Source organism: Paraburkholderia caffeinitolerans (assembly GCF_902859945.1).
GTDB classification, from domain to species: Bacteria; Pseudomonadota; Gammaproteobacteria; order Burkholderiales; family Burkholderiaceae; genus Paraburkholderia; species Paraburkholderia caffeinitolerans.
On the sequence record NZ_CADIKL010000002.1, the window covers coordinates 46,303 to 64,955 of the forward strand.

Sequence of the window (18,653 nt, forward strand, 5' to 3'; positions counted from 1 at the left end):
CCGGGCAGTCAAGCGGCTGCGGCCCCTCGCGAACGAACGCTGGCCCAATCTTCAGGACATCCGCAATGCACATTACCCGTACCGTTTTTCGTGACGATCATGAGATGCTGCGCACCTCCGCGCGCCGCTTTCTGGAAAAGGAGTGCCTGCCGAAACAGGCCGAATGGGACAAGGCCGGCAAGGTCGACCGCGAAACGTGGCTGAAGGCCGGCCGTGAGGGTCTGCTCTGCACGACGTTGCCGACCGAATATGGCGGCGGCGGAGGCGATTTCGGGCACGCCGCGGTCCTGAACGAAGAAGTCAGCAGACTGAACCTGAGTGGTCTCGGCTTTGGCGTGCACTCGGACATCATCGCCCCGTACATCGCGCGCATTGGCAATGAAGAGCAGAAGCAGAAGTGGCTGCCCAAGTGCTGCAGCGGCGAATATATTCTCGCGATCGGCATGACGGAGCCCGGCACCGGCAGCGACCTGAAGGCCGTGCGCACCACCGCGATCCGCGACGGCGACGAATACGTCATCAACGGCAGCAAGACCTTCATCAGCAACGGCCTGAGCGCCGACCTGATCATCGTGATCTGCAAGACCGATCCCACCGCCGGCGCGAAGGGCGTGAGCCTGATTGTCGTGGAAGCGGACCGCGCGGGCTTCCGGCGCGGCCGCAAGCTCGAGAAAGTGGGCATGCACGCGCAGGACACGGCCGAGCTTTTCTTCGACGACGTGCGCGTGCCGGTCTCGAACCGTCTCGGCGAAGAAGGCATGGGCTTCGCCTACCTGATGGGCGAGCTTCCGCAGGAGCGTTTGTCGATTGCGATCGGCGCGGCCGCACGGCTCGAAGCGAGCCTTGATCACACGATCAACTACGTGAAGGACCGCCGCGCGTTCAACCAGACCGTGTGGGACTTCCAGAACACCAAATTCAAGCTGGCCGACATCAAGGCCCAGGCCATCGCCGTGCGCCTCATGGTCGATCACTATCTGGCCGAGCACATGAGCCGTCGCCTCACGCTCGAAGAAGCGGCCGTGGCCAAGCTTTTCGCGACCGAATCGCTCGGCCGCGCGCTCGACGAGATGGTGCAGTTGCACGGCGGCTACGGCTACATGCTCGAATATCCCGTGGCCCGCGCGTTTGTCGACGCCCGCGTTACGCGCATCTATGGCGGCACGAGCGAAGTGATGCGCGACCTCATCTCGCGCAAGCTCTGATCCAAAATTCCAGTACCTCTAAACAAGGAGACAACACATGAGCCGTAATGTATTCGTTGCCGGTGTCGGCATGATTCCGTTCAAGAAGCCGGGCACCAGCGAAACCTATGACGCGATGGGCGCCACGGCAATTCGCCAGGCGTTGGCCGACGCTGGCCTGAACTACGACGACGTTCAGCAGGCCTACGCGGGCTACGTCTACGGCGATTCGACCAGCGGCCAGAAGGCGCTCTATCAAGTCGGCATGACCGGCATCCCTGTCATCAACGTGAACAACAACTGCGCGACCGGTTCGTCGGCGCTGTTTCTCGCACGCCAGGCCGTCGCGAGCGGCGCGGTGGAGTGCGCCCTCGCCGTGGGCTTCGAGTACATGGGGCCTGGCGCGCTGAAGTCGGTCTGGACCGACCGCGCCAGCGCGCTCGAACGGGCAAACGTCGTGGTCGACGAACTGGTCGGCAAGCAAGAGGGACTCAGCAACGCGATCCGCCAGTTCGCGGGAGCGGGTATGGCGCACATGAAGAAGTACGGCACCAAACTCGAAACCTTCGCTGCCATCCGCGCGAAAGCGAGCCGCCACGCGGCGCGCAATCCGCTCGCCGTGTTCCGCAATGTCGTCACGACCGAGGACGTGATGGCCGCGCCCATGCTCTGGGACGGCGTGCTCACGCGCCTGATGGCGTGCCCCCCGACCTGCGGCGGCGCCGCGGCCATCGTCGTGTCGGAGTCCTTCGCAAAGCGCAAAGGCCTGCGCACCGACGTTCTGATCGCCGGCCAGGCGCTCACCACGGACCAGCCGAGCACCTACGACGCGAAGGACATGATCCGCGTAGTGGGCTTCGACATGGCCCAGGCCGCCGCGAAGATCGCGTATGAACAAGCCGGCATCGGTCCAAAGGACATCGACGTCATCGAACTGCACGACTGTTTCGCGCAGAACGAACTGCTCACCTATGAAGCGCTTGGCCTGTGCCCCGAAGGCGAAGCCGAAAAGCTCGTCAACGACGGCGACAACACCTACGGCGGCGAATGGGTCGTGAACCCCTCGGGCGGTTTGCTTTCGAAGGGCCATCCGCTTGGCGCAACGGGCCTCGCACAGTGCTACGAGCTCACGCAGCAGTTGCGCGGCAATGCCGACGAGCGCCAGGTCGAAGGCGCCCGCGTCGCGCTCGCGCACAACGTGGGCCTTGGCGGCGCGTGCGTCGTGACGGTCTACAAGTCGGTTTGACGGCGTACCGCAGGGAGCCATCGACATGATCGACAAACAACATATCGGACGCAAACTGCCCGCGTTCCGCGCGGTGGCCGAGCCGGGCCGTCTGCGCTTCTTCGCGAAGGCCATCGGCGAGACGAACCCGGTTTACTTCGACGAATCCGCCGCGCGCGACGCCGGCCACCCCGGCCTGCCGCTGCCGCCCACGTTCCTGTTCTCGCTCGAATTCGAGCAGCCAGATTCGTCGTGGCGCGACGAGGTGGGCATCGACGTCTCGCGCATCCTGCACGGCGAGCAGTCGTTCACGTACCACCGGCTCGCGTACGCGGGCGAGGTGCTGCTGTTCGAGTCGCGCATCGCGGACATCTACGACAAGAAAGGCGGCGCGCTCGAGTTCGTGGTGCGCGAGACGCGCGTGACGAACGTGCGCGGCGAACACGTGGCGGATCTGCACAGCGTGATCGTGCAGCGTAACGGTTAAAGGAAGCAAACGCATGAGCAACCTCAACTACGACGCAATCCAGGTAGGCGATACGCTGCCGCCGCTCGAACTGCCGCCGGTCGACCGCAAGATGCTCGCACTCTTCGCGGGCGCTTCGGGCGACCACAACGCCGTCCACATCGACATCGACTACGCACGCAAGGCCCGCATGCCCGACGTGTTCGCGCACGGCATGCTCTCGATGGCCTGGCTCGGCCGCCTGCTCACGCAGTGGGTCGATCAGCGCCAGTTGCGCCAGTTCGGCGTGCGCTTTGTCGGCATCACGCATCTCGGCCACCAGATCACGTGCACCGGGCGCGTGGTCGAGAAGTTCGAAGCCGATGGCGAGAAACGCGTGCGCCTCGAAATCCAGACCGCTAACCAGTATGGCGAACCGCGCGTCGTTGGCGACGCGGTAGTCGCTCTCTGAACACCCCACATCGAACATCAGCAGGAGGCAGTGAAATGGGCAAACTCGACGGCAAGGTGGCGCTCGTTACCGGTTCGGGCCGTGGCATCGGCCGCGCAATCGTGGAAAAGCTCGCGAGCGAAGGCGCGCGCATCGTCGTGAACGATCTCGACGCCGATCCCGCGCACGAGACCGTGGAAGCACTCAAGAAGATGGGGGCCGAAGCCGTGGCCTGCGTGGGCAACGTCACCGCGCCCGACTTCGCCGATCGCTTCATTGGCACCGCGATGAGCAACTTCAAGGGCATCGACATCATCGTCAACAACGCGGGCTACACGTGGGACGACGTGGTCCAGAAGATGAGCGACGAGCAGTGGTACGCCATCATGGATTGCCATATGACCGCGCCGTTCCGCATCCTGCGCGCGGCCTATCCGCATATCAAGGCGCTCCATGCCGCGGACACGGAAGCGGGCCGCAGCGTCTACCGCAAGATCGTCAACATCTCGTCCGTTTCCGCGCTGAACGGCAACGCGGGCCAGCTCAACTACTCGGGCGCGAAGGCCGGCCTGATCGGCATGACGCGCGCACTGGCTCGCGAATGGGGCCGCTTCAACGTGAACGTCAACGCGGTGGCATTCGGTCTGATTCTCACGCGTATGACGTCCGCCGACGCGAAGGCTGGCGCGACCGTCACTATCGACGGGCGTGAAATTCGCGTGGGCCTGAACCCCGAAATGCTGAAGACGCACGCGCAACGCAATCCGCTCGGTCGCGGTGGCACGACTGAGGAAGCCGCGGGCGGCGTGTATCTGTTCTGCACGCCCGAGTCGAACTACATCACCGGCCAGACGATTGCCGTGGCAGGCAACGTGCAGTAAAGTTTAGGCATGCTTCTACGCTTTCTGGCGCGACGCGGTTCGCGGCCCGGAGCGTGGTCAACAGGCCCGTGCAAGGATGCTCCAGCGTCCTTGCACGGGCCGTTTTCGTGTTTTGCCTGCTCGTTGCGGGGCTTTCCCGCAATCGATGCACGCACAATCATCAGGATCCCATGCGATGAACGACGATACCGCTTCGCCCGCGGCGCCTGGCGCCCTCGTCTATCCGTTCGAAGCGCCGCCCGCACCGGGCGGCACACTCGAAGTCGCGCCCGGCGTGCACTGGATCCGCATGCCGATGCCTTACGCGCTCGATCACATCAACGTCTGGGCGATCGCGGAGGAAGACGGGTGGGCCGTGATCGACACCGGCTTGCGCACCGACCCCGCTGCTGCGATCTGGAACGAGTGGCTTCAGCGCGGCGGCGAGCGAAGCCGCGTGACGCGTGTGTTCGTCACGCACATGCATCCCGACCACGCAGGCATGGCCGGCTGGCTCACGCGTACGAACGACTGCCGCTTGTGGATGACGCGCGGCGAGTACTTCAACTGTAGGGTGACGATGGCCGATACGGGCCTCGAAGCGCCCGACGACGCGATCCGCTTTTATCGGCAGGCAGGATGGAGCAATAACGCGATCGATCTCTATCGGGCGCGCTTTGGCCGCTTCGGCCAGCATGTTCACGCGTTGCCGGCGAGTTTTCGGCGGCTGCGCGACGGCGAAGAAATCAGGATCGGCACGCACATCTGGCGCGTGATCACGGGCTCGGGGCATTCGCCTGAGCATGCGTGCTTTTATTGCCCCGAACTCAAGCTCCTGATTTCGGGCGACCAGGTGTTGCCGCGCATTTCATCGAACGTTTCGGTGTATCCCATCGAGCCGGACGCCGACCCGATGGCCGACTGGCTTGCGTCGATCGAAAAGTTCAAGGCACAAGTGCCTGACGATGTGCTGGTGCTGCCGGCGCACAACGACTGCTTTCGCGGCCTGCACGCGCGGCTCGACCGGTTGGCGAGCGGGCAGCAACGCAGTCTCGAGCGGTTGCGGCGCAGCTTGACGGTACCTAAACGGGCCGTGGATGTCTTTTCCACGCTGTTCGCGCGGCCAATCGGCGAAGCGCAGATCAGCGAGATGGGGCTGGCGACGGGTGAGAGTCTCGCTTGCCTGAACTACCTGATGCATCGCGGCGAGGTGACGAGGGAACTGCGCGACGATGGTGCGATGTGGTATGTGAGGCATTGTCAACTTGGGCCGGAGATGGATCCCTGAGCCTACGCGGCCCGGACCCGACCGCTTCACGCCGCCGAAAGGCGCGAGCGGTCCAAACGTCTCTTCTCGGGCAACGTCCATTTGCGCAGCCAGATTCTTGCCCTGCATGGCGCGTCGCATGCGCCAAGGGTATTGCGCGCCGGTGCGCTCCTGCTGTACCTTGAGACCGTCCAGATTAGTCACAAGGAGAAACTCCATGTTCAAGTCCAAGCTACGCCGAGCACTGACCAAGGAACGGCGAACGACGATGGATAGCCGGCGCCTCGATCGGGTGGCTACCGCGCAGCGCCAGTCTGATCCGCCGGAGCCCGAGCCGAAATCAGATGTGCCGCGCTTTGGTGAGCGCCCATCACGTCACTGAACGTCAACGCTTTCGCGCGCCGGCTCGCGGCTTTCGCCGCGGCCTCGTGACGGGGAAGTTCCTTTCGTTCGCTAGATCGCGGCAATCAACTCGGGCACTGCCGAGAAAAGATCGGCCTCAAGCCCATAATCAGCAACGCTAAAGATTGGCGCTTCCGCATCTTTATTGATAGCGACGATCACCTTGGAATCCTTCATCCCCGCAAGGTGTTGAATCGCCCCCGAAATGCCGCACGCCACATAAAGCTCGGGCGCCACGATCTTGCCGGTCTGCCCGACCTGCCAGTCGTTAGGCGCAAAGCCCGCATCCACGGCCGCGCGCGAAGCGCCCAGCGCGGCACCCAGCTTGTCGGCGAGCGGAGTGAGGACTTCGTTGAAGCGCTCGCTGCTGCCCATGGCGCGGCCACCGCTCACGATGATGCGCGCATCGGCAAGCTCAGGACGGTCGCTCTTCGCCACCACGCGCTCGACAAAACTCGAAAGGCCCGTATCCGCCACGGCGGCCACCTGCTCCACCGCTGCCGCACCGCCTTGCGAGGCCGCGCCTTCGAATGCGGTCGCACGCACCGTCACGACCTTCACGGCATCGCTGCTTTGCACTGTGACGATCACGTTGCCTGCATAGATCGGCCGCTCGAAGGTATCGTCGCTCACGACACGCGTGATGTCCGAAACTTGTGCGACGTCGAGCAGCGCGGCCACGCGCGGCGCGACGTTCTTGCCCGTGCTCGTCGAAGCAAACAGGATGTGGCCGTAAGCCGGCGCGAGCGCCACCACTTGCGCCGCGAGATTCTCGGCGAGCGCCTCGGCCAGTTGCGGCGCATCCGCGTGCAGCACGCGCGCGACGCCCGCGATGCCCGCAGCGGCTTGCGCCGCGCCACCCGCATTGTGGCCGGCAACCAGCAGGTGAACTTCAGCGCCGCATTGCAACGCGGCGGTCACGGCGTTGAGCGTTGCGTTCTTGATTGAAACGTGATCGTGTTCGGCCACGACCAGCACTTTGCCTTGCGCAGTCATTGCAGCTCCCTCAAATTACCTTGGCTTCGTTCTTCAGTTTCGCGACCAGCGCGGCCACGTCGGGCACCTTCACGCCCGCGCTGCGCCCAGCGGGCTCCGCGCTCTTGAGCGTCTTCAGGCGCGGCGCGACGTCCACACCCAGTTGCTCCGGCGTCACCGTATCCAGCGGCTTTTTCTTGGCCTTCATGATGTTCGGGAGCGTGGCGTAGCGCGGTTCGTTCAGGCGCAAATCGGTCGTGACGATGGCCGGCAGCGCGAGCTTGACGGTTTCGAGACCGCCGTCGATTTCCCGCGTGACCACCGCGTGCCCATCGGCGAGCTCGACCTTGCTGGCGAACGCGGCCTGGCCCGCGCCCATCAGCGCGGCGAGCATCTGGCCCGTCTGGTTGCAGTCGTCATCGATTGCCTGCTTGCCGAGAATCACGAGCTGCGGCTGCTCTTTGTCGATCAGCGCCTTGAGCAGCTTGGCCACGGCGAGCGGCTGCAACTCGGCATCCGTTTCGACCAGCACGCCGCGGTCGGCGCCGATCGCCATGGCGGTTCTCAGCACTTCCTGGCAAGCGCTCACGCCGCACGATACGGCCACCACCTCGTTTGCCGCGCCCTTCTCTTTCAGGCGCACGGCTTCTTCAACGGCGATCTCGTCAAACGGATTGATGCTCATCTTGACGTTGGAGATATCGACGCCCGAGCCGTCCGATTTGACCCGGACCTTGACGTTGAAATCGACGACACGCTTGACCGCTACCAACACCTTCATGTTTGTCTCCAGAAATTAATTTCTCAGTCCTGAATATTGATCGAAGCGACGGCGCTCAAGCGTTGCAGCCAAGGCCTTTCTCGCACAGCTCCTCCACTGCGGCTTCGTCGAAACCCCAGGCGCGCAGCGCGTCGCGGCCGCCTTCGCCGCGTGCTGGCGCGGGCGCGGAAAGCTTCGACGGCGTGGCGGAAAAGCGTGGCGCGGGTGCGGGCTGGACCACGCCGGCCGACTCCACGAAGCTTCCGCGCGCACGGTGCTGCGGATGATGCGGCGCTTCCGAGAAGCTAAGGACCGGCGCGACGCATGCATCGCTGCCTTCGAAAATGGCACACCATTCGTCGCGTGTGCGGGTCAGGAACACCGCTTCGAAGCGCGCGCGCAGGATCGGCCAGCCGCTGCGGTCATGCTGCTTCGGCAGGCCTTCGCCGGCGAGCCCGAGCTTGTCGAGCAACTGCGCGTAAAAGCGCGCCTCCACGGCGCCAACCGACATATAGCCGCCGTCGGCCGTGCGATAGCTGTCGTACCAGGGCGTCCCGCCGTCGAGCAGATTGCTGGAGCGCTCTTCGCGCCAGTGCCCCGAGCTGAGCAGGCCCCAGACCACGGAACCCAGTTGCGCCGCGCCTTCGATCATTGCGGCGTCCACGACCTGGCCTTCGCCGCCGCGCTGCACGTTCAGCAATGCGGCCACTACGCCGAGCGCCAGCAGCATGCCGCCGCCGCCGTAGTCGCCCACCAGATTCAGCGGCGGCACGGGTGCGCTGTCCGCGCCGCGCCCGATGCCCGAGAGCACGCCCGAGAGCGCGATGTAGTTCAGATCGTGACCCGCGCGCGCGGCGAGCGGCCCTGTCTGCCCCCAGCCTGTCATGCGGCCGTAGACGAGCCGCGGATTGCGCGCGAGCGCCTGATCCGGCCCGAGGCCGAGACGCTCCATCGTGCCGGGCCGGAAGCCTTCGATCACCACGTCTGCGCGCGACATCAGGTCGAGCGCGGCTTCGCAGGCCTGCGGGTCCTTGAGATCGAGCGTCACGGAACGCCGGCCGCGGCTCACCACATTGGCCATCTTGCCCTCGCGTTTCGGACCGAGGTCGTCCGGCTCGACCGGCCGGTCGATGCGCATGACGTCCGCGCCCATGTCGGCCAGCATCATCACTGCGAATGGGGCGGGGCCGATCGCCTCGAATTCGAGGACGCGAATTCCGCTTAACACACCCATTTCTTTGTCTCCGTTTTGATTGGACTTTGTCCGGCGAATACCGCCGTCATGAGTAACCGCTACACCCACTCAAGTAAGCCAGATGGAGGTATGCGCGTGACCACCCTCATTGGGTGGCACAAAGGGTGGGCTGCGGGTGGCTGCCGCCCATTGCCGGGCGTGTGAATGACGGAGGAAATACGCACCAGGAACCATCGCGATGCCTGAAAAACACGATGGCGTAGCCGCCGGACGGCCTCGCCGTCTCGACGCGCACGCAACGCCACGGGGTCGAACGACATAGCTGCACGCGGGTCAGCACGACCTGAGCTGCGGGTTCCGGCGTCAGCCACTTTTCGATTACCGCACGCAACGACCTTCCGTGCGCCTTTTTGTGCGCTTTTTCGTGACCCATCATCGCTGTCTCCCGCCCTGCTCCGTTCATGAGGCGGCATGCGGCGAATCGCGCCGATGCACACCTGCCAGGACTTGAGCATAGCGATCGCGTGGGCGCATCCAACCCCCTGCGAATGGGGGGCGGTTGTGCGTTCAAGATAAAGAAACAGCGGTCCAAACGCGCGATTTCACTTGCTAAGCTGCCCGTAACTTTCAGCCCCCCTTTCAATCGAGGTGATCGTCCATGACGCTCCAGACTCCACTCAATTTCGAAACGATTCAGTACGCCGTGGAAGACGGCGTCGCTACCATCACGCTCAATCGGCCTGAGAAACTGAACGCCTTCAATCCCCCGATGGCCGACGAACTGATCGCGGCGTTCGACGCCACCGACGCTGACGACAACGTGCGCGCGGTGATCGTCACCGGCAGCGGACGCGCCTTCTGCGCGGGCGCCGATCTCTCGACAGGCGGCGCCACGTTCGACTACGAGAAGCGCTACGGCACCGCGAAAGACGCCATCAAGCGCGACAACGGCGGGCGCCTGACCGTGCGCATCTTCCGCAGCCTCAAGCCCGTCATCGCGGCGGTGAACGGCCCTGCGGTGGGCGTCGGCGTGACGATGCAGTTGCCCATGGATATCCGCCTCGCCTCTACCGACGCCAAATTCGGCCTCGTGTTCTCGCGTCGCGGTATCACGCCGGAGGCGGCATCGTCGTGGTTCCTGCCGCGCGTAGTCGGCATTTCGACCGCGCTCGAATGGTGCTATTCGGGCCGCGTGTTCGGCGCGCAGGAGGCGCTCGAACGCGGGCTCGTGCGCTCGCTGCACGCCCCCGATGAGCTGCTGCCCGCCGCCCGAGCACTAGCACGCGAGATCGCGGACAACTCCGCGCCGGTCTCTGTGGCGGTCGCGCGCCAGATGATCTGGCGCATGGCCGGCGCTGCGCATCCGATGGAGGCGCACCAGATGGACAGCCGCGCGATCCAGTCGCGCGGACAGTCGGCGGACGCGAAGGAAGGCATTGCCGCGTTCCTCGAAAAGCGCCCGGCCCGTTTCCCAGACTCGGTATCGCAGCAAATGCCCGCATTCTTCGACTGGCAAGGCGAGCCTGCTTTCGAATAAGGCGCGCGCACAAGACACCCCTCCGCTACCTCACCCCCTGGAGTTCACATGGCTCTTCCGGCGCTGCTGCAAAACCGCCTGACCGTTCCCGTGGTCGGTTCGCCGATGTTCATCATTTCGAATCCCGATCTCGTCATCGCGCAGTGCAAGGCGGGCATCGTCGGCTCGTTTCCTGCGCTCAACGCACGCTCGACCGAGATCCTCGATAGCTGGCTCGAGCGCATCACCCGGGAGCTCGCCGAATACGACGCGCGCCATCCCGAGCGCCCGTCGGCGCCCTTCGCGGTGAACCAGATCGTGCATAAGTCCAACCTGCGGCTCGAAGCCGATCTCGCGGTGCTCGCGAAGTACCGGGTGCCTATCGTGATCACCTCGCTTGGCGCGCGCGAGGACGTCAATGCCGCCGTGCACGGCTGGGGCGGCATCGTATTGCACGACGTGATCAACAACGTCTACGCGAAGAAGGCAGTGCAAAAAGGCGCCGATGGCCTGATCGCCGTGGCGGCGGGCGCGGGCGGACACGCCGGCACGCATTCGCCGTTCGCGCTGCTCCAGGAAATCCGCGAATGGTTCGACGGCCCGCTGCTGCTGTCCGGCGCGATTGCGAGCGGCAATGCGATTCTCGCTGCACAGGCCGCGGGCGCCGATCTCGCCTACATGGGCTCGGCTTTCATCGCCACGCCCGAGGCCAATGCGGCGGACGCCTACAAGCAAATGATCGTCGAGAGCGGCGCGGCCGATATCGTGTTCACGAATCTGTTTTCGGGCGTGCACGGCAACTATCTGCGGCCGAGCATCGTCAACGCGGGGCTCGATCCGGACAACCTGCCGCAACCCGAAGCGCCTTCGATGAACTTCAGCTCGGGCGGTAATGGGCGGCCCAAGGCGTGGAAGGAAATCTGGGGCGCGGGACAGGGGATCGGCGCGGTCAAGGGCGTCGTGCCTGCTGCGGAGTTGGTTGCGCGGCTGGGGAATGAGTATCGGCAGGCGCGGAGGAGGCTGGCGCTCGATGTCGCTGCGCTCGCGTCTGTTGACTGAGCATGGTTTGATACGGTGACACAGCGCCTGCAGACTGAACTGCCTGCGCAAGGCCGTTCAGTCTGCTGGAACGCCAGCCGACACTCGCGGAACTCGCGGACGTCGAGGTCGACGGCGGTGGTACGTCGATCTACTGGCCGAGCCAATGGCTAGAAAGGCGGTCGCCCGCGCAAAATCCCTGCTGCTGCAACGCAACCGGCAGATCGCGTCGTTCGTACGGTTGGACAAAAAAAGTAACGGGGGTGACCCGGAACCACGGCCCCCCGCTGCCCCCTCCTCTCAATACCCTCCAGCCCGCGCCCAGCGCGCCGCGTGAAAGCACGTATCGCCCATCAACTCCTGCGCGACGCGCGCTCGCTTCATGTAAAGGCCGATATCGAGCTCGTCGGTCATGCCAATGCCGCCGTGCATCTGCACGCCTTCCTGCACCGCGAGCGTGACCGTCGAACCTGCGCGCGCCTTTGCTGCGGACACGATCGCCGCCGCGTCGGATGCCCCACTGTCGAACGCCTGCTGAGCATGCAGCACGAGCGCGCGGGTCAGCTCGACTTCGGTGTAAAGCGTAGCCGCCCGATGCTGAAGCGCCTGATACTCGCCGATCAGCTTGCCGAACTGGCGACGCTCCTTGAGATAGGAAAAGGTTCGTTCGCAAACCTCATCAGATAAGCCGAGCAACTCCGAGGCAAGCGCGGCGCGCGCTGCATCCAGCGTGTGCTCCAGCAGCGGCCATCCTTCACCGCTTGCGCCGACCAGCGAGAGGCTACCGACCTGCACGTTGTCGAAGCGCACCCGCGCGGCATTGCGCGAGTCGACCATGACCGTGCGCTCGACGCTCACGCCAGGCGCGTCGCGCGCGACCAGCAACAGCGAAACGCCCTCCGGATTACGCTCATCGCGAGCGGCGACGATCAGCGTATCCGCCACATGCCCGTCGACCACGAAGGTCTTGCTGCCGTTCAGCACGAACCCCTCGCCGCGCACCGTTGCCGTCAACGCGAAGTCCTGCGGGCGATGGCGCGTGTGCTCATCTACAGCCAGCGCCATCAGCCGCGTGCCGTCGGCGATGCCGGGCAGATACTCCCGGCGTTGCGCCTCGCTGCCATGGCGCGCGATCAGGTGCGCCGCGACAATCGCCGTCGAGAAGAACGGTGCGGCAGCCAGCGTCCTGCCGATCGCCTCCATCACGACGCCCGCCTCGGCGATGCCGAGTCCGCTGCCGCCATACGCCTGCGGGACGAGCACGCCCGCGAAGCCCAGTTTCGCGAATTCGCGCCACAGGTCGCGCGAAAAGCCCGCTTCGTCGCGGCTGTCGCGCAAGCTGCGCAGTTGCGAGGTCGGGGCCTGCTCGCGCAGAAAGCCGAGCGCGCTGTCGCGCAGCATCGCCTGTTCTTCATTCAATACCAACGCCATTGCTGTATTCCTCGTGTTGCGGCGCTCATGCGCCAGGCAAGCCAAGCAGACGCTTGGCGATGATGTTGAGCTGCACCTCGGTCGTGCCGCCCTCGATCGAGTTCGCCTTGGTGCGCAGCCATGCGCGTGCGAGCGCGCCTTGCTGGCTGCGCTCGCCTTCCAATTCGAGCGCGTCGCTGCCGCCTGCGCTCATCAGCAGCTCATAGCGGCGCTTGTTCAGCTCCGAGCCGTAGTACTTGAGCACCGACGAAAACGCCGCGAGCCCTTCGCCCTGTTTCGCGAGATCGGCGGCGCGGCTGCGCAGGCACGCGAACGCGAGCTCGTCGATTTCGAATGCCGCGATCTGCGCGCGCAGCACGGTATCGTCGAGCTCGCCGAGCGCGTTGCGGCCAATCGCGGCCACTGCCGTCGCGCCCACCGCCGGATTCACGCCGCCGGCGGCGCCGGCCGCATTGCCGCCGATCATCTCGCGTTCGTGCGTGAGCAGATACTTGGCGATCTCCCAGCCCGCGTTCGCCTCGCCAACGAGGTTGTTTTTTTCAACGCGCACGTCGTCGAAGAACGTTTCGCAAAACGGCGACTTCCCCGAGATCAGCGTGATCGGGCGCGTGCTCACGCCTGGCGTGTCCATGTCGAACAGCACGAAGCTGATGCCCGCGTGTTTCGGTGCTTTGGAGTCGGTGCGCACGAGGCAGAAAATCCAGTCCGACTTGTCCGCGTACGAGGTCCAGATCTTCTGGCCGTTCACGACGTAGTGGTCACCCTTGTCCTCGGCGCGTGTCTGGATCGCGGCCAGATCGGAGCCGGCGTTCGGTTCCGAATAGCCCTGGCACCAGCGAATCTCGCCGCGCGCGATGCGCGGCAGGTGCTCGCGCTTTTGCGCGTCCGAGCCGTACTTGAGCAGCGCCGGGCCGAGCATGGAGATGCCGAAGCTCTTGAGCGGCGGCCGGCAGCCGAGCGACTGCATCTCTTCGCGCAGCACTTTCGCTTCGTCGCGCGTGAGTCCGCCACCGCCATAATCGCGCGGCCATTCCGGCACGGTCCAGCCGCGTTCGCACATTCGTGCGAGCCACTGACGCTGCGCCGGCGACTGGAACGCGAACTTGCGCCCACCCCAGCAGATGTCGCCCTCGCCGAGCATTGGTTCGCGCATTTCCGGCGGACAGTTCGCTTCGAGCCAGGAACGCGTCTCCTGTCTGAATTTATTTAGGTGTTCCAAGTGTTATCCTCGTTGCTAACTAAAAATTGTGCGCATGTTTCAGCGCATGCCGAGCAGTGTCTCCAGTTCCTGCACCAGCGCGACGAGTTGCGGCGCGACCGTGCTTTCGAGCGCTGCGAACTTCATGCCTTCGACGGGCACGCCGCAGTTCACCACGAATACCCTCCCTTCGAGCGCGCGTGCGAGCGGTACCGCGAAGCCATAGACGTCGTCGCGCCATTCGGCGCGGCACGCGCAATAGCCGCGCTGCTCGAACGCGCTGCGAATCGCCGGCAATTGCGGCACATAGCGGCGCCACGCGGCGGGGTCCGCGAGCTTGATGCGGTTGAGCACCTCGTCGCGCTCATGCGCGCTCGCGCGGCACAGCCAGGCGCGGCCCATCGAAGTGGCGAGCATCGGCAGCGTCGCGCCGATATCGGGCGTAAACGCGATCTGCTCGGTCGAGCGCGCCGTCTCCACGTACACCATGCTGGTGCGCTCGCGCAACCCGAGCGAGACCGCGGCGCCGATGCGATCGGCCAGCGCCTTCATGAGCGGCCGGGCGATCTGGCGGATATGCAAGCCCGCGAGCAGCGAATAACTGGTCGAGAGCACGGCGGCGCCCAGGTGATACTTGCCCAGCGCCGGATCGTGGCGCAGATAGCCGAGTTCGGTGAGCGTGTGCGTGAGGCGCGCTACCGTGGGACGCGAAAGGCCCGTGCGCTCGGCGAAGTCCTTGTTGCCGAGCGCCGCTTCGCCCACGCGGAACGCGAGCAGCAGGTCGAGGCCGCTCGCGAGCGTGGTCGCGAATTGCCGGTCGGGCTCGTCCTTGGGCGATTCGTCGACCGTTTCGGGTGGTGACGGCAGGCGCGCGGTCATGGGCGCTCCAGTTCGGCTTCGATTTCGCGCACCATGTGCAGCAGCAACGGGGCCATTTCGCGTTCGAGCTTACCGGGCGTCAGGCGCGCGCGCGGCACGCCGCAATTGAAGACGAGGGTTTCCCCATCGACCGCTTGCCGCATCGGCACCGCCACGGCGTACACGTCGTTGAGCCAAGCCGCCTCGCACGCGCAGTAACCGTGTGCCGCGAAAGTCCGCCTCGCTTCCTCCCATCCTGCCTGCTGGCTGTGCCATTGCTCGGCGTCGGCTGCGCGCAGCGCGTCGAGCGCCGTCTCGCGCTGCGCCTGCGGCGCCTGGCAAAGCCATGCTCGGCCCATCGCCGTGGTGAGCATCGGCAGCGAACCGCCGATGTCAGGCCGAAACGCGCTCGACTCGTGGCCGCGGCTGCTTTCCACGTACACCATTTGCAGGCGATCGCGCATGCCGAGCGATACCGAGCCGCCCACGCGATCGGCGAGCCGCGCCATACGCGAGCGCGCGATCTGGCGAATGTTCAGGCTCGCCAGCAGCGGGTACGCAAGCGCGAGCGCCGTCGAACCGAGCCGGTAGCGGCGCAGGTCGGCGTCGTACTGAAGCAGGCCGCGCGCGGCCAGCGTATAGGTGAGCCGGCTAACCGTCGCCTTCGACAAGCCCGTGCGCTCGGCAAGCGCCTTGTTGCTCAGCGTGGTCTCGCCCATCCGGAAGCATTGCAGCAAGGCGAGCCCGTGCGCCAGCGTCGTGGCGAAATCGGGATCGGGATGGTGGGAGCGCGGCGGCATGGGACGAATGATCTAGAGTTGCGACGGCGAATTCATCATAGCGCCTGCAACCGGCTTTGACGCGCCCCGGAGTTCAAGATATCGAAACACATATCCGGATTCGCGCACGCTCCCGGTATTCAGAGTGGCGGGTAGGCGAACTACGAAGTTTCGCCGGACCCCGGATGCGCATTGCGGATCAGCGCGACCGCTTCATCGCGGCTCGACACCCGGAGCTTGCCGTAGATGTTTTTCAGGTGCCACTTGACGGTTTCGGGCGAGATCGACAGCGCCCGCGCGATGCGCTTGTTCGGAATCGCATGCATGAGCAGCCGGACGATTTCGGTTTCCCGTTCGCTGAGCAGATCGAGCCCGCTGGCCTGCTGGCGCGATTCGCCGGGCCGCTGCGTGCCTGCGCCAGCGGACGCGGGCACGGCGTGCACAGCGAGATGGGCGGCCTGCAGGCGGCTCGCGTAAAACGGCAGCACGGCGTCGGCCGGATCGGACGGCGCGGCATCGACGATCAGCGTGAGCGCCTCTGGCCCGACGTCGAGCATGCTGCGCATGAGCCCGAGCCGATGCCCGCGCCGCAAAGCGCTGGTCGCCGCTTGCCGCGCCTTGTCCACCTGCCCGCGCCGCCGGTCGACCACAGCGCCGAGCAACTGGAAATGCGCGGCGTCGCGCTGCCAGCCGTGCGCGTCGCAGACTTCGATCAACTGCTGGATGCGCGCCGCCGCGCTCTCGTCCTGGCCGCCTGCGATCTCGCACAGAATCCGGCCGCGCGATGCCTGAACGGCGACTTGCGCGCGCGTGCCCGGCATCGATGCATCGATACCCTCGCTCAGCGCTTCCAGACGCACGAGCAAGGCTTGCGCTTGCGTGTGCTGCCCGCATTCGAGATGCCGCTGGATCTGGTCGGCGAGACTGTGCGCGATCAGCCGGTCGAGGCGATATTGCACGCCGTACTCTTCGAGCCGCTCGAGCCACGCGAACGCGTCGAGCTGGTGGCCGGCCATCCATTGCACCGCCGATAGCACACGCAGCACGCGCAGCACGGAGTCCGGAATCGACGTGCGTTCGAGCAGTTCGATCCGCTCTTCGAGCAACTGCCTTGCCGCATCGAGCTCGTTGAATTCGTAGAGCACCTCGCCCATCAGCGCGGCCGCGATGCAGGCAGCCTCGACGGCCTCGTTGCCGCGGCGGTCGGACTCCGCGAGCACGTCGCGGCAAATCCGCTCGACCTGCAGGAAGCGCCCTTCGAGCGCATAGCTCAGGCCCATCACGCAACGGCTGAAGAGCGCGCCAGCAGGCGTGCCGAGCAGCGGCGCGCCGTCGATGAACAGCGCAGGCGCCGAGGTCTGAATCTCGCGGGCGCGCTCGAAGTCGCCCTGGTGCATCGCATGCCAGGAACGCAGATTGTTGGCCCCGCCAATGCCGACGCTGTCCGCGCCGTCCGGCACCGCGAGCAGCTCGGGCACAAGCGCCGTCATGGTCTCGACGTCGTCGTAATGCACGGCGAGCGCGCCTCGTGTGATCGCGAGCCGGAAGCGCGCGCGCCGGTCTTCGACCGGCACGTCGGCGAGCAGTTGCGGGATGCTCGCGGCACACGCGTCGAACTCGCGCGCGAAGAGCTGCAGTTGCGCCTCCAACAGCCGCAAGCCCACGCGCGAGCGAATTTCCTCAGCGGGCAAGAGACGCATGAGGCCCAGCAGCTTGCGCAGTTCGCCGCGCAGGCGCAACTGCTGCGCCACTTCGAGCACGAGATCCGCAGCCGCCGCCGCGTCGCCTGCCAGCACCGCATGGCGGACCGCGTCGTCGGGCTTGCCATGCTCGCGGAACCAGACCCACGCCGCGCGCTGAACGGCGCGCTGGCGCGCCGCGTCCCATTCGCGAAAGCGCAGCAGCAGCGTTTCCCTGAAGAGCGGATTGAAGCGATACCACGTCGTGCCGCCGGCCTCGCCCATCGACTCGACAAACAGATGATCGCCTTCGAGCCGCGCCAGCATCGCGAGCGCGCGGTCGTGGTGCCCGTCTTGCGCGCCGTTGGTCGTGAGCGCGACCGTGAGCGACGCGCAGAACGTCGTGCAGCTCGCCAGCGCGACGAGCGCGTCGACTTCGACATCGGCGAGGCGCGCGAGCACCTCGCGCTCGAAATATTCCGCATAGCCGCGCGCGTCGAGCAAATGGCTGCGCGTGAGTTGCGGCGCGGCTTCGCCATCCTTCGCGCCACGGTTGCGCTCCAGATGCACGGAGAGCAGTTGCAGGCCGGCCACCCAGCCATCGGTGAGCTCGTGCATTCGGCGCGCGTCGCGCCGGCTGACCTCGCCGAGCTGAGCCTTCAGGAATGCTTCGGATTCGGCGGCCGTGAAGCGCAGCTCGCGCATGCCCAGTTCGAGCGCCAGGCCGCGATCGCGCAGCCGGCCTAGCGAGACCGGAATCGCCGCGCGCGAAGCCATGGCGAGATGAAAATTGGCCGGCGCGTAGTCGAGCAGCCACTGCAGCGTTTCGTGAATGCCGGGGTCGGTGACGCAATGGAGGTCGTCGAGTATCAGTACGAGATGCTGCGTGCGGCGGCTGATGCCGCTCACGAGCGCGATCAGGGCGCGCTCGGTTGCCTCCTCGTCCTTGCCGCGCCCGGCCAGCAGGGCTGCCTCGCGCACGATCTCCTGATCGACCTGACCGATGCTCGTGATCAGATCGTCGAGCCAGCGCGACAGATCGTTGTCTTCCGCCGAAAGCGTGAGCCACGCCACGTCGAAGCTGAACGGCAGCAACGCCTGATACCAGGCGCCGAGCAGCGAAGTCTTGCCGGAGCCGGCCGCGCCTTCGAGCACCACGCAATTGTGGCGGCGCGCTTCGGTCATCTGCGCGAGCAGGCGCTCGCGGCCGACGACACGCGTGTTGCGCCTTGGCGGACGCAGCCGCTGATTGACATCGGATGTCTCGAAACCAGGCGCGGTCTGGGAAGAATCCATGTGGACGAAGGCAGGAGCAGTGAGGGTGTGCGAACCAGCGATGCCAGCGCGCGCACCGATGCGCGCGGCAGTCATCCCATGGCGGGGGTCACTG

17 protein-coding genes are annotated in these 18,653 nt (G+C 65.7%); 9 read left to right on the forward strand and 8 right to left on the reverse strand.

All coding sequences use genetic code 11. The annotated features are described in order from the left end of the window. Nucleotides 1-65 precede the first annotated feature (65 nt). The 7 genes from HV773_RS01835 to HV773_RS01865 all read left to right on the forward strand — a co-directional run bounded on the left by HV773_RS01835 (nt 66) and on the right by HV773_RS01865 (nt 5,814). Nucleotides 66-1,205, forward strand: coding sequence for an acyl-CoA dehydrogenase family protein (locus HV773_RS01835; protein WP_129564301.1), 1,140 nt, complete (start codon nt 66-68; stop codon nt 1,203-1,205). A gap of 37 nt (nt 1,206-1,242) precedes the next feature. Then, the gene (locus tag HV773_RS01840) at nt 1,243-2,430 is read left to right on the forward strand and encodes a lipid-transfer protein (protein ID WP_129564302.1); all 1,188 of its coding nucleotides are present in this window, start codon (nt 1,243-1,245) and stop codon (nt 2,428-2,430) included. 25 nt (nt 2,431-2,455) lie between these two features. After that, on the forward strand, nt 2,456-2,896 hold the full coding sequence (locus HV773_RS01845) for a MaoC family dehydratase N-terminal domain-containing protein (protein ID WP_129564303.1): 441 nt from the start codon (nt 2,456-2,458) through the stop codon (nt 2,894-2,896). 13 nt (nt 2,897-2,909) lie between these two features. Continuing rightward, complete coding sequence (locus HV773_RS01850; protein WP_129564304.1) at nt 2,910-3,326, forward strand: MaoC family dehydratase; 417 nt, start codon at nt 2,910-2,912, stop codon at nt 3,324-3,326. 35 nt (nt 3,327-3,361) lie between these two features. After that, nucleotides 3,362-4,186: an SDR family NAD(P)-dependent oxidoreductase gene (locus HV773_RS01855; RefSeq protein ID WP_129564305.1), complete on the forward strand. Its 825-nt coding sequence runs from the start codon at nt 3,362-3,364 to the stop codon at nt 4,184-4,186. Between the two features lie 175 nt (nt 4,187-4,361). Further along, the gene (locus tag HV773_RS01860) at nt 4,362-5,453 is read left to right on the forward strand and encodes an MBL fold metallo-hydrolase (protein WP_129564306.1); all 1,092 of its coding nucleotides are present in this window, start codon (nt 4,362-4,364) and stop codon (nt 5,451-5,453) included. Nucleotides 5,454-5,649: 196 nt separating this feature from the next. Next, a complete protein-coding gene (locus HV773_RS01865) occupies nt 5,650-5,814 on the forward strand; it encodes a hypothetical protein (RefSeq protein ID WP_160113512.1) in 165 nt (54 codons plus the stop codon). Between the two features lie 71 nt (nt 5,815-5,885). Here the strand turns inward: HV773_RS01865 and HV773_RS01870 are convergent, their stop codons facing one another. From HV773_RS01870 to HV773_RS01880, 3 genes are read right to left on the reverse strand one after another with little or no spacing between them, the layout of a single operon-like run. Further along, nucleotides 5,886-6,830, reverse strand: a complete 945-nt coding sequence (locus HV773_RS01870) for an electron transfer flavoprotein subunit alpha/FixB family protein (protein WP_129564307.1) — start codon at nt 6,828-6,830, stop codon at nt 5,886-5,888. Between the two features lie 10 nt (nt 6,831-6,840). Next, nucleotides 6,841-7,590 (reverse strand): electron transfer flavoprotein subunit beta/FixA family protein, encoded by a 750-nt coding sequence (locus HV773_RS01875; RefSeq protein WP_129564308.1) that lies wholly within the window; start codon nt 7,588-7,590, stop codon nt 6,841-6,843. Nucleotides 7,591-7,645: 55 nt separating this feature from the next. Continuing rightward, nucleotides 7,646-8,803 carry a CaiB/BaiF CoA transferase family protein gene (locus tag HV773_RS01880; RefSeq protein WP_129564309.1) on the reverse strand — a complete coding sequence of 386 codons (1,158 nt, stop codon included), beginning with the start codon at nt 8,801-8,803 and terminating at the stop codon, nt 7,646-7,648. A 619-nt stretch (nt 8,804-9,422) separates the two neighbouring features. Between HV773_RS01880 and HV773_RS01885 the strand changes: the two genes are divergently transcribed. Together HV773_RS01885 and HV773_RS01890 are read left to right on the forward strand one after the other, a co-directional pair. Continuing rightward, nucleotides 9,423-10,301, forward strand: coding sequence for a crotonase/enoyl-CoA hydratase family protein (locus HV773_RS01885; RefSeq protein WP_129564310.1), 879 nt, complete (start codon nt 9,423-9,425; stop codon nt 10,299-10,301). Nucleotides 10,302-10,349: 48 nt separating this feature from the next. Continuing rightward, nucleotides 10,350-11,339 (forward strand): NAD(P)H-dependent flavin oxidoreductase, encoded by a 990-nt coding sequence (locus HV773_RS01890; protein WP_129564311.1) that lies wholly within the window; start codon nt 10,350-10,352, stop codon nt 11,337-11,339. A 279-nt stretch (nt 11,340-11,618) separates the two neighbouring features. On the opposite strand, the gene HV773_RS01895 is transcribed toward HV773_RS01890, so the two are convergent. The 5 genes from HV773_RS01895 to HV773_RS01915 all read right to left on the reverse strand — a co-directional run bounded on the left by HV773_RS01895 (nt 11,619) and on the right by HV773_RS01915 (nt 18,559). Then, the gene (locus HV773_RS01895) at nt 11,619-12,749 is read right to left on the reverse strand and encodes an acyl-CoA dehydrogenase family protein (protein WP_129564312.1); all 1,131 of its coding nucleotides are present in this window, start codon (nt 12,747-12,749) and stop codon (nt 11,619-11,621) included. Nucleotides 12,750-12,774: 25 nt separating this feature from the next. After that, nucleotides 12,775-13,968 (reverse strand): acyl-CoA dehydrogenase family protein, encoded by a 1,194-nt coding sequence (locus tag HV773_RS01900; protein ID WP_129564313.1) that lies wholly within the window; start codon nt 13,966-13,968, stop codon nt 12,775-12,777. Nucleotides 13,969-14,007: 39 nt separating this feature from the next. After that, nucleotides 14,008-14,826, reverse strand: coding sequence for an IclR family transcriptional regulator (locus HV773_RS01905; protein WP_129564314.1), 819 nt, complete (start codon nt 14,824-14,826; stop codon nt 14,008-14,010). After that, nucleotides 14,823-15,605: an IclR family transcriptional regulator gene (locus HV773_RS01910; RefSeq protein ID WP_129564315.1), complete on the reverse strand. Its 783-nt coding sequence runs from the start codon at nt 15,603-15,605 to the stop codon at nt 14,823-14,825. Before HV773_RS01910 ends, HV773_RS01905 begins: the two co-directional genes overlap by 4 nt. A 140-nt stretch (nt 15,606-15,745) precedes the next feature. Next, a complete protein-coding gene (locus HV773_RS01915; protein WP_217481887.1) occupies nt 15,746-18,559 on the reverse strand; it encodes a LuxR C-terminal-related transcriptional regulator in 2,814 nt (937 codons plus the stop codon). Nucleotides 18,560-18,653: the final 94 nt, after the last annotated feature.

Coding starts and splice junctions, on each gene's coding strand:
- HV773_RS01835 (WP_129564301.1), top strand. CDS start 66: ATGCACATTACCCGTACCGTTTTTCGTGACGATCATGAGATGCTGCGC.
- HV773_RS01840 (WP_129564302.1), top strand. CDS start 1,243: ATGAGCCGTAATGTATTCGTTGCCGGTGTCGGCATGATTCCGTTCAAG.
- HV773_RS01845 (WP_129564303.1), top strand. CDS start 2,456: ATGATCGACAAACAACATATCGGACGCAAACTGCCCGCGTTCCGCGCG.
- HV773_RS01850 (WP_129564304.1), top strand. CDS start 2,910: ATGAGCAACCTCAACTACGACGCAATCCAGGTAGGCGATACGCTGCCG.
- HV773_RS01855 (WP_129564305.1), top strand. CDS start 3,362: ATGGGCAAACTCGACGGCAAGGTGGCGCTCGTTACCGGTTCGGGCCGT.
- HV773_RS01860 (WP_129564306.1), top strand. CDS start 4,362: ATGAACGACGATACCGCTTCGCCCGCGGCGCCTGGCGCCCTCGTCTAT.
- HV773_RS01865 (WP_160113512.1), top strand. CDS start 5,650: ATGTTCAAGTCCAAGCTACGCCGAGCACTGACCAAGGAACGGCGAACG.
- HV773_RS01870 (WP_129564307.1), bottom strand. CDS start 6,830: ATGACTGCGCAAGGCAAAGTGCTGGTCGTGGCCGAACACGATCACGTT.
- HV773_RS01875 (WP_129564308.1), bottom strand. CDS start 7,590: ATGAAGGTGTTGGTAGCGGTCAAGCGTGTCGTCGATTTCAACGTCAAG.
- HV773_RS01880 (WP_129564309.1), bottom strand. CDS start 8,803: ATGGGTGTGTTAAGCGGAATTCGCGTCCTCGAATTCGAGGCGATCGGC.
- HV773_RS01885 (WP_129564310.1), top strand. CDS start 9,423: ATGACGCTCCAGACTCCACTCAATTTCGAAACGATTCAGTACGCCGTG.
- HV773_RS01890 (WP_129564311.1), top strand. CDS start 10,350: ATGGCTCTTCCGGCGCTGCTGCAAAACCGCCTGACCGTTCCCGTGGTC.
- HV773_RS01895 (WP_129564312.1), bottom strand. CDS start 12,749: ATGGCGTTGGTATTGAATGAAGAACAGGCGATGCTGCGCGACAGCGCG.
- HV773_RS01905 (WP_129564314.1), bottom strand. CDS start 14,826: ATGACCGCGCGCCTGCCGTCACCACCCGAAACGGTCGACGAATCGCCC.
- HV773_RS01910 (WP_129564315.1), bottom strand. CDS start 15,605: ATGCCGCCGCGCTCCCACCATCCCGATCCCGATTTCGCCACGACGCTG.
- HV773_RS01915 (WP_217481887.1), bottom strand. CDS start 18,559: ATGGATTCTTCCCAGACCGCGCCTGGTTTCGAGACATCCGATGTCAAT.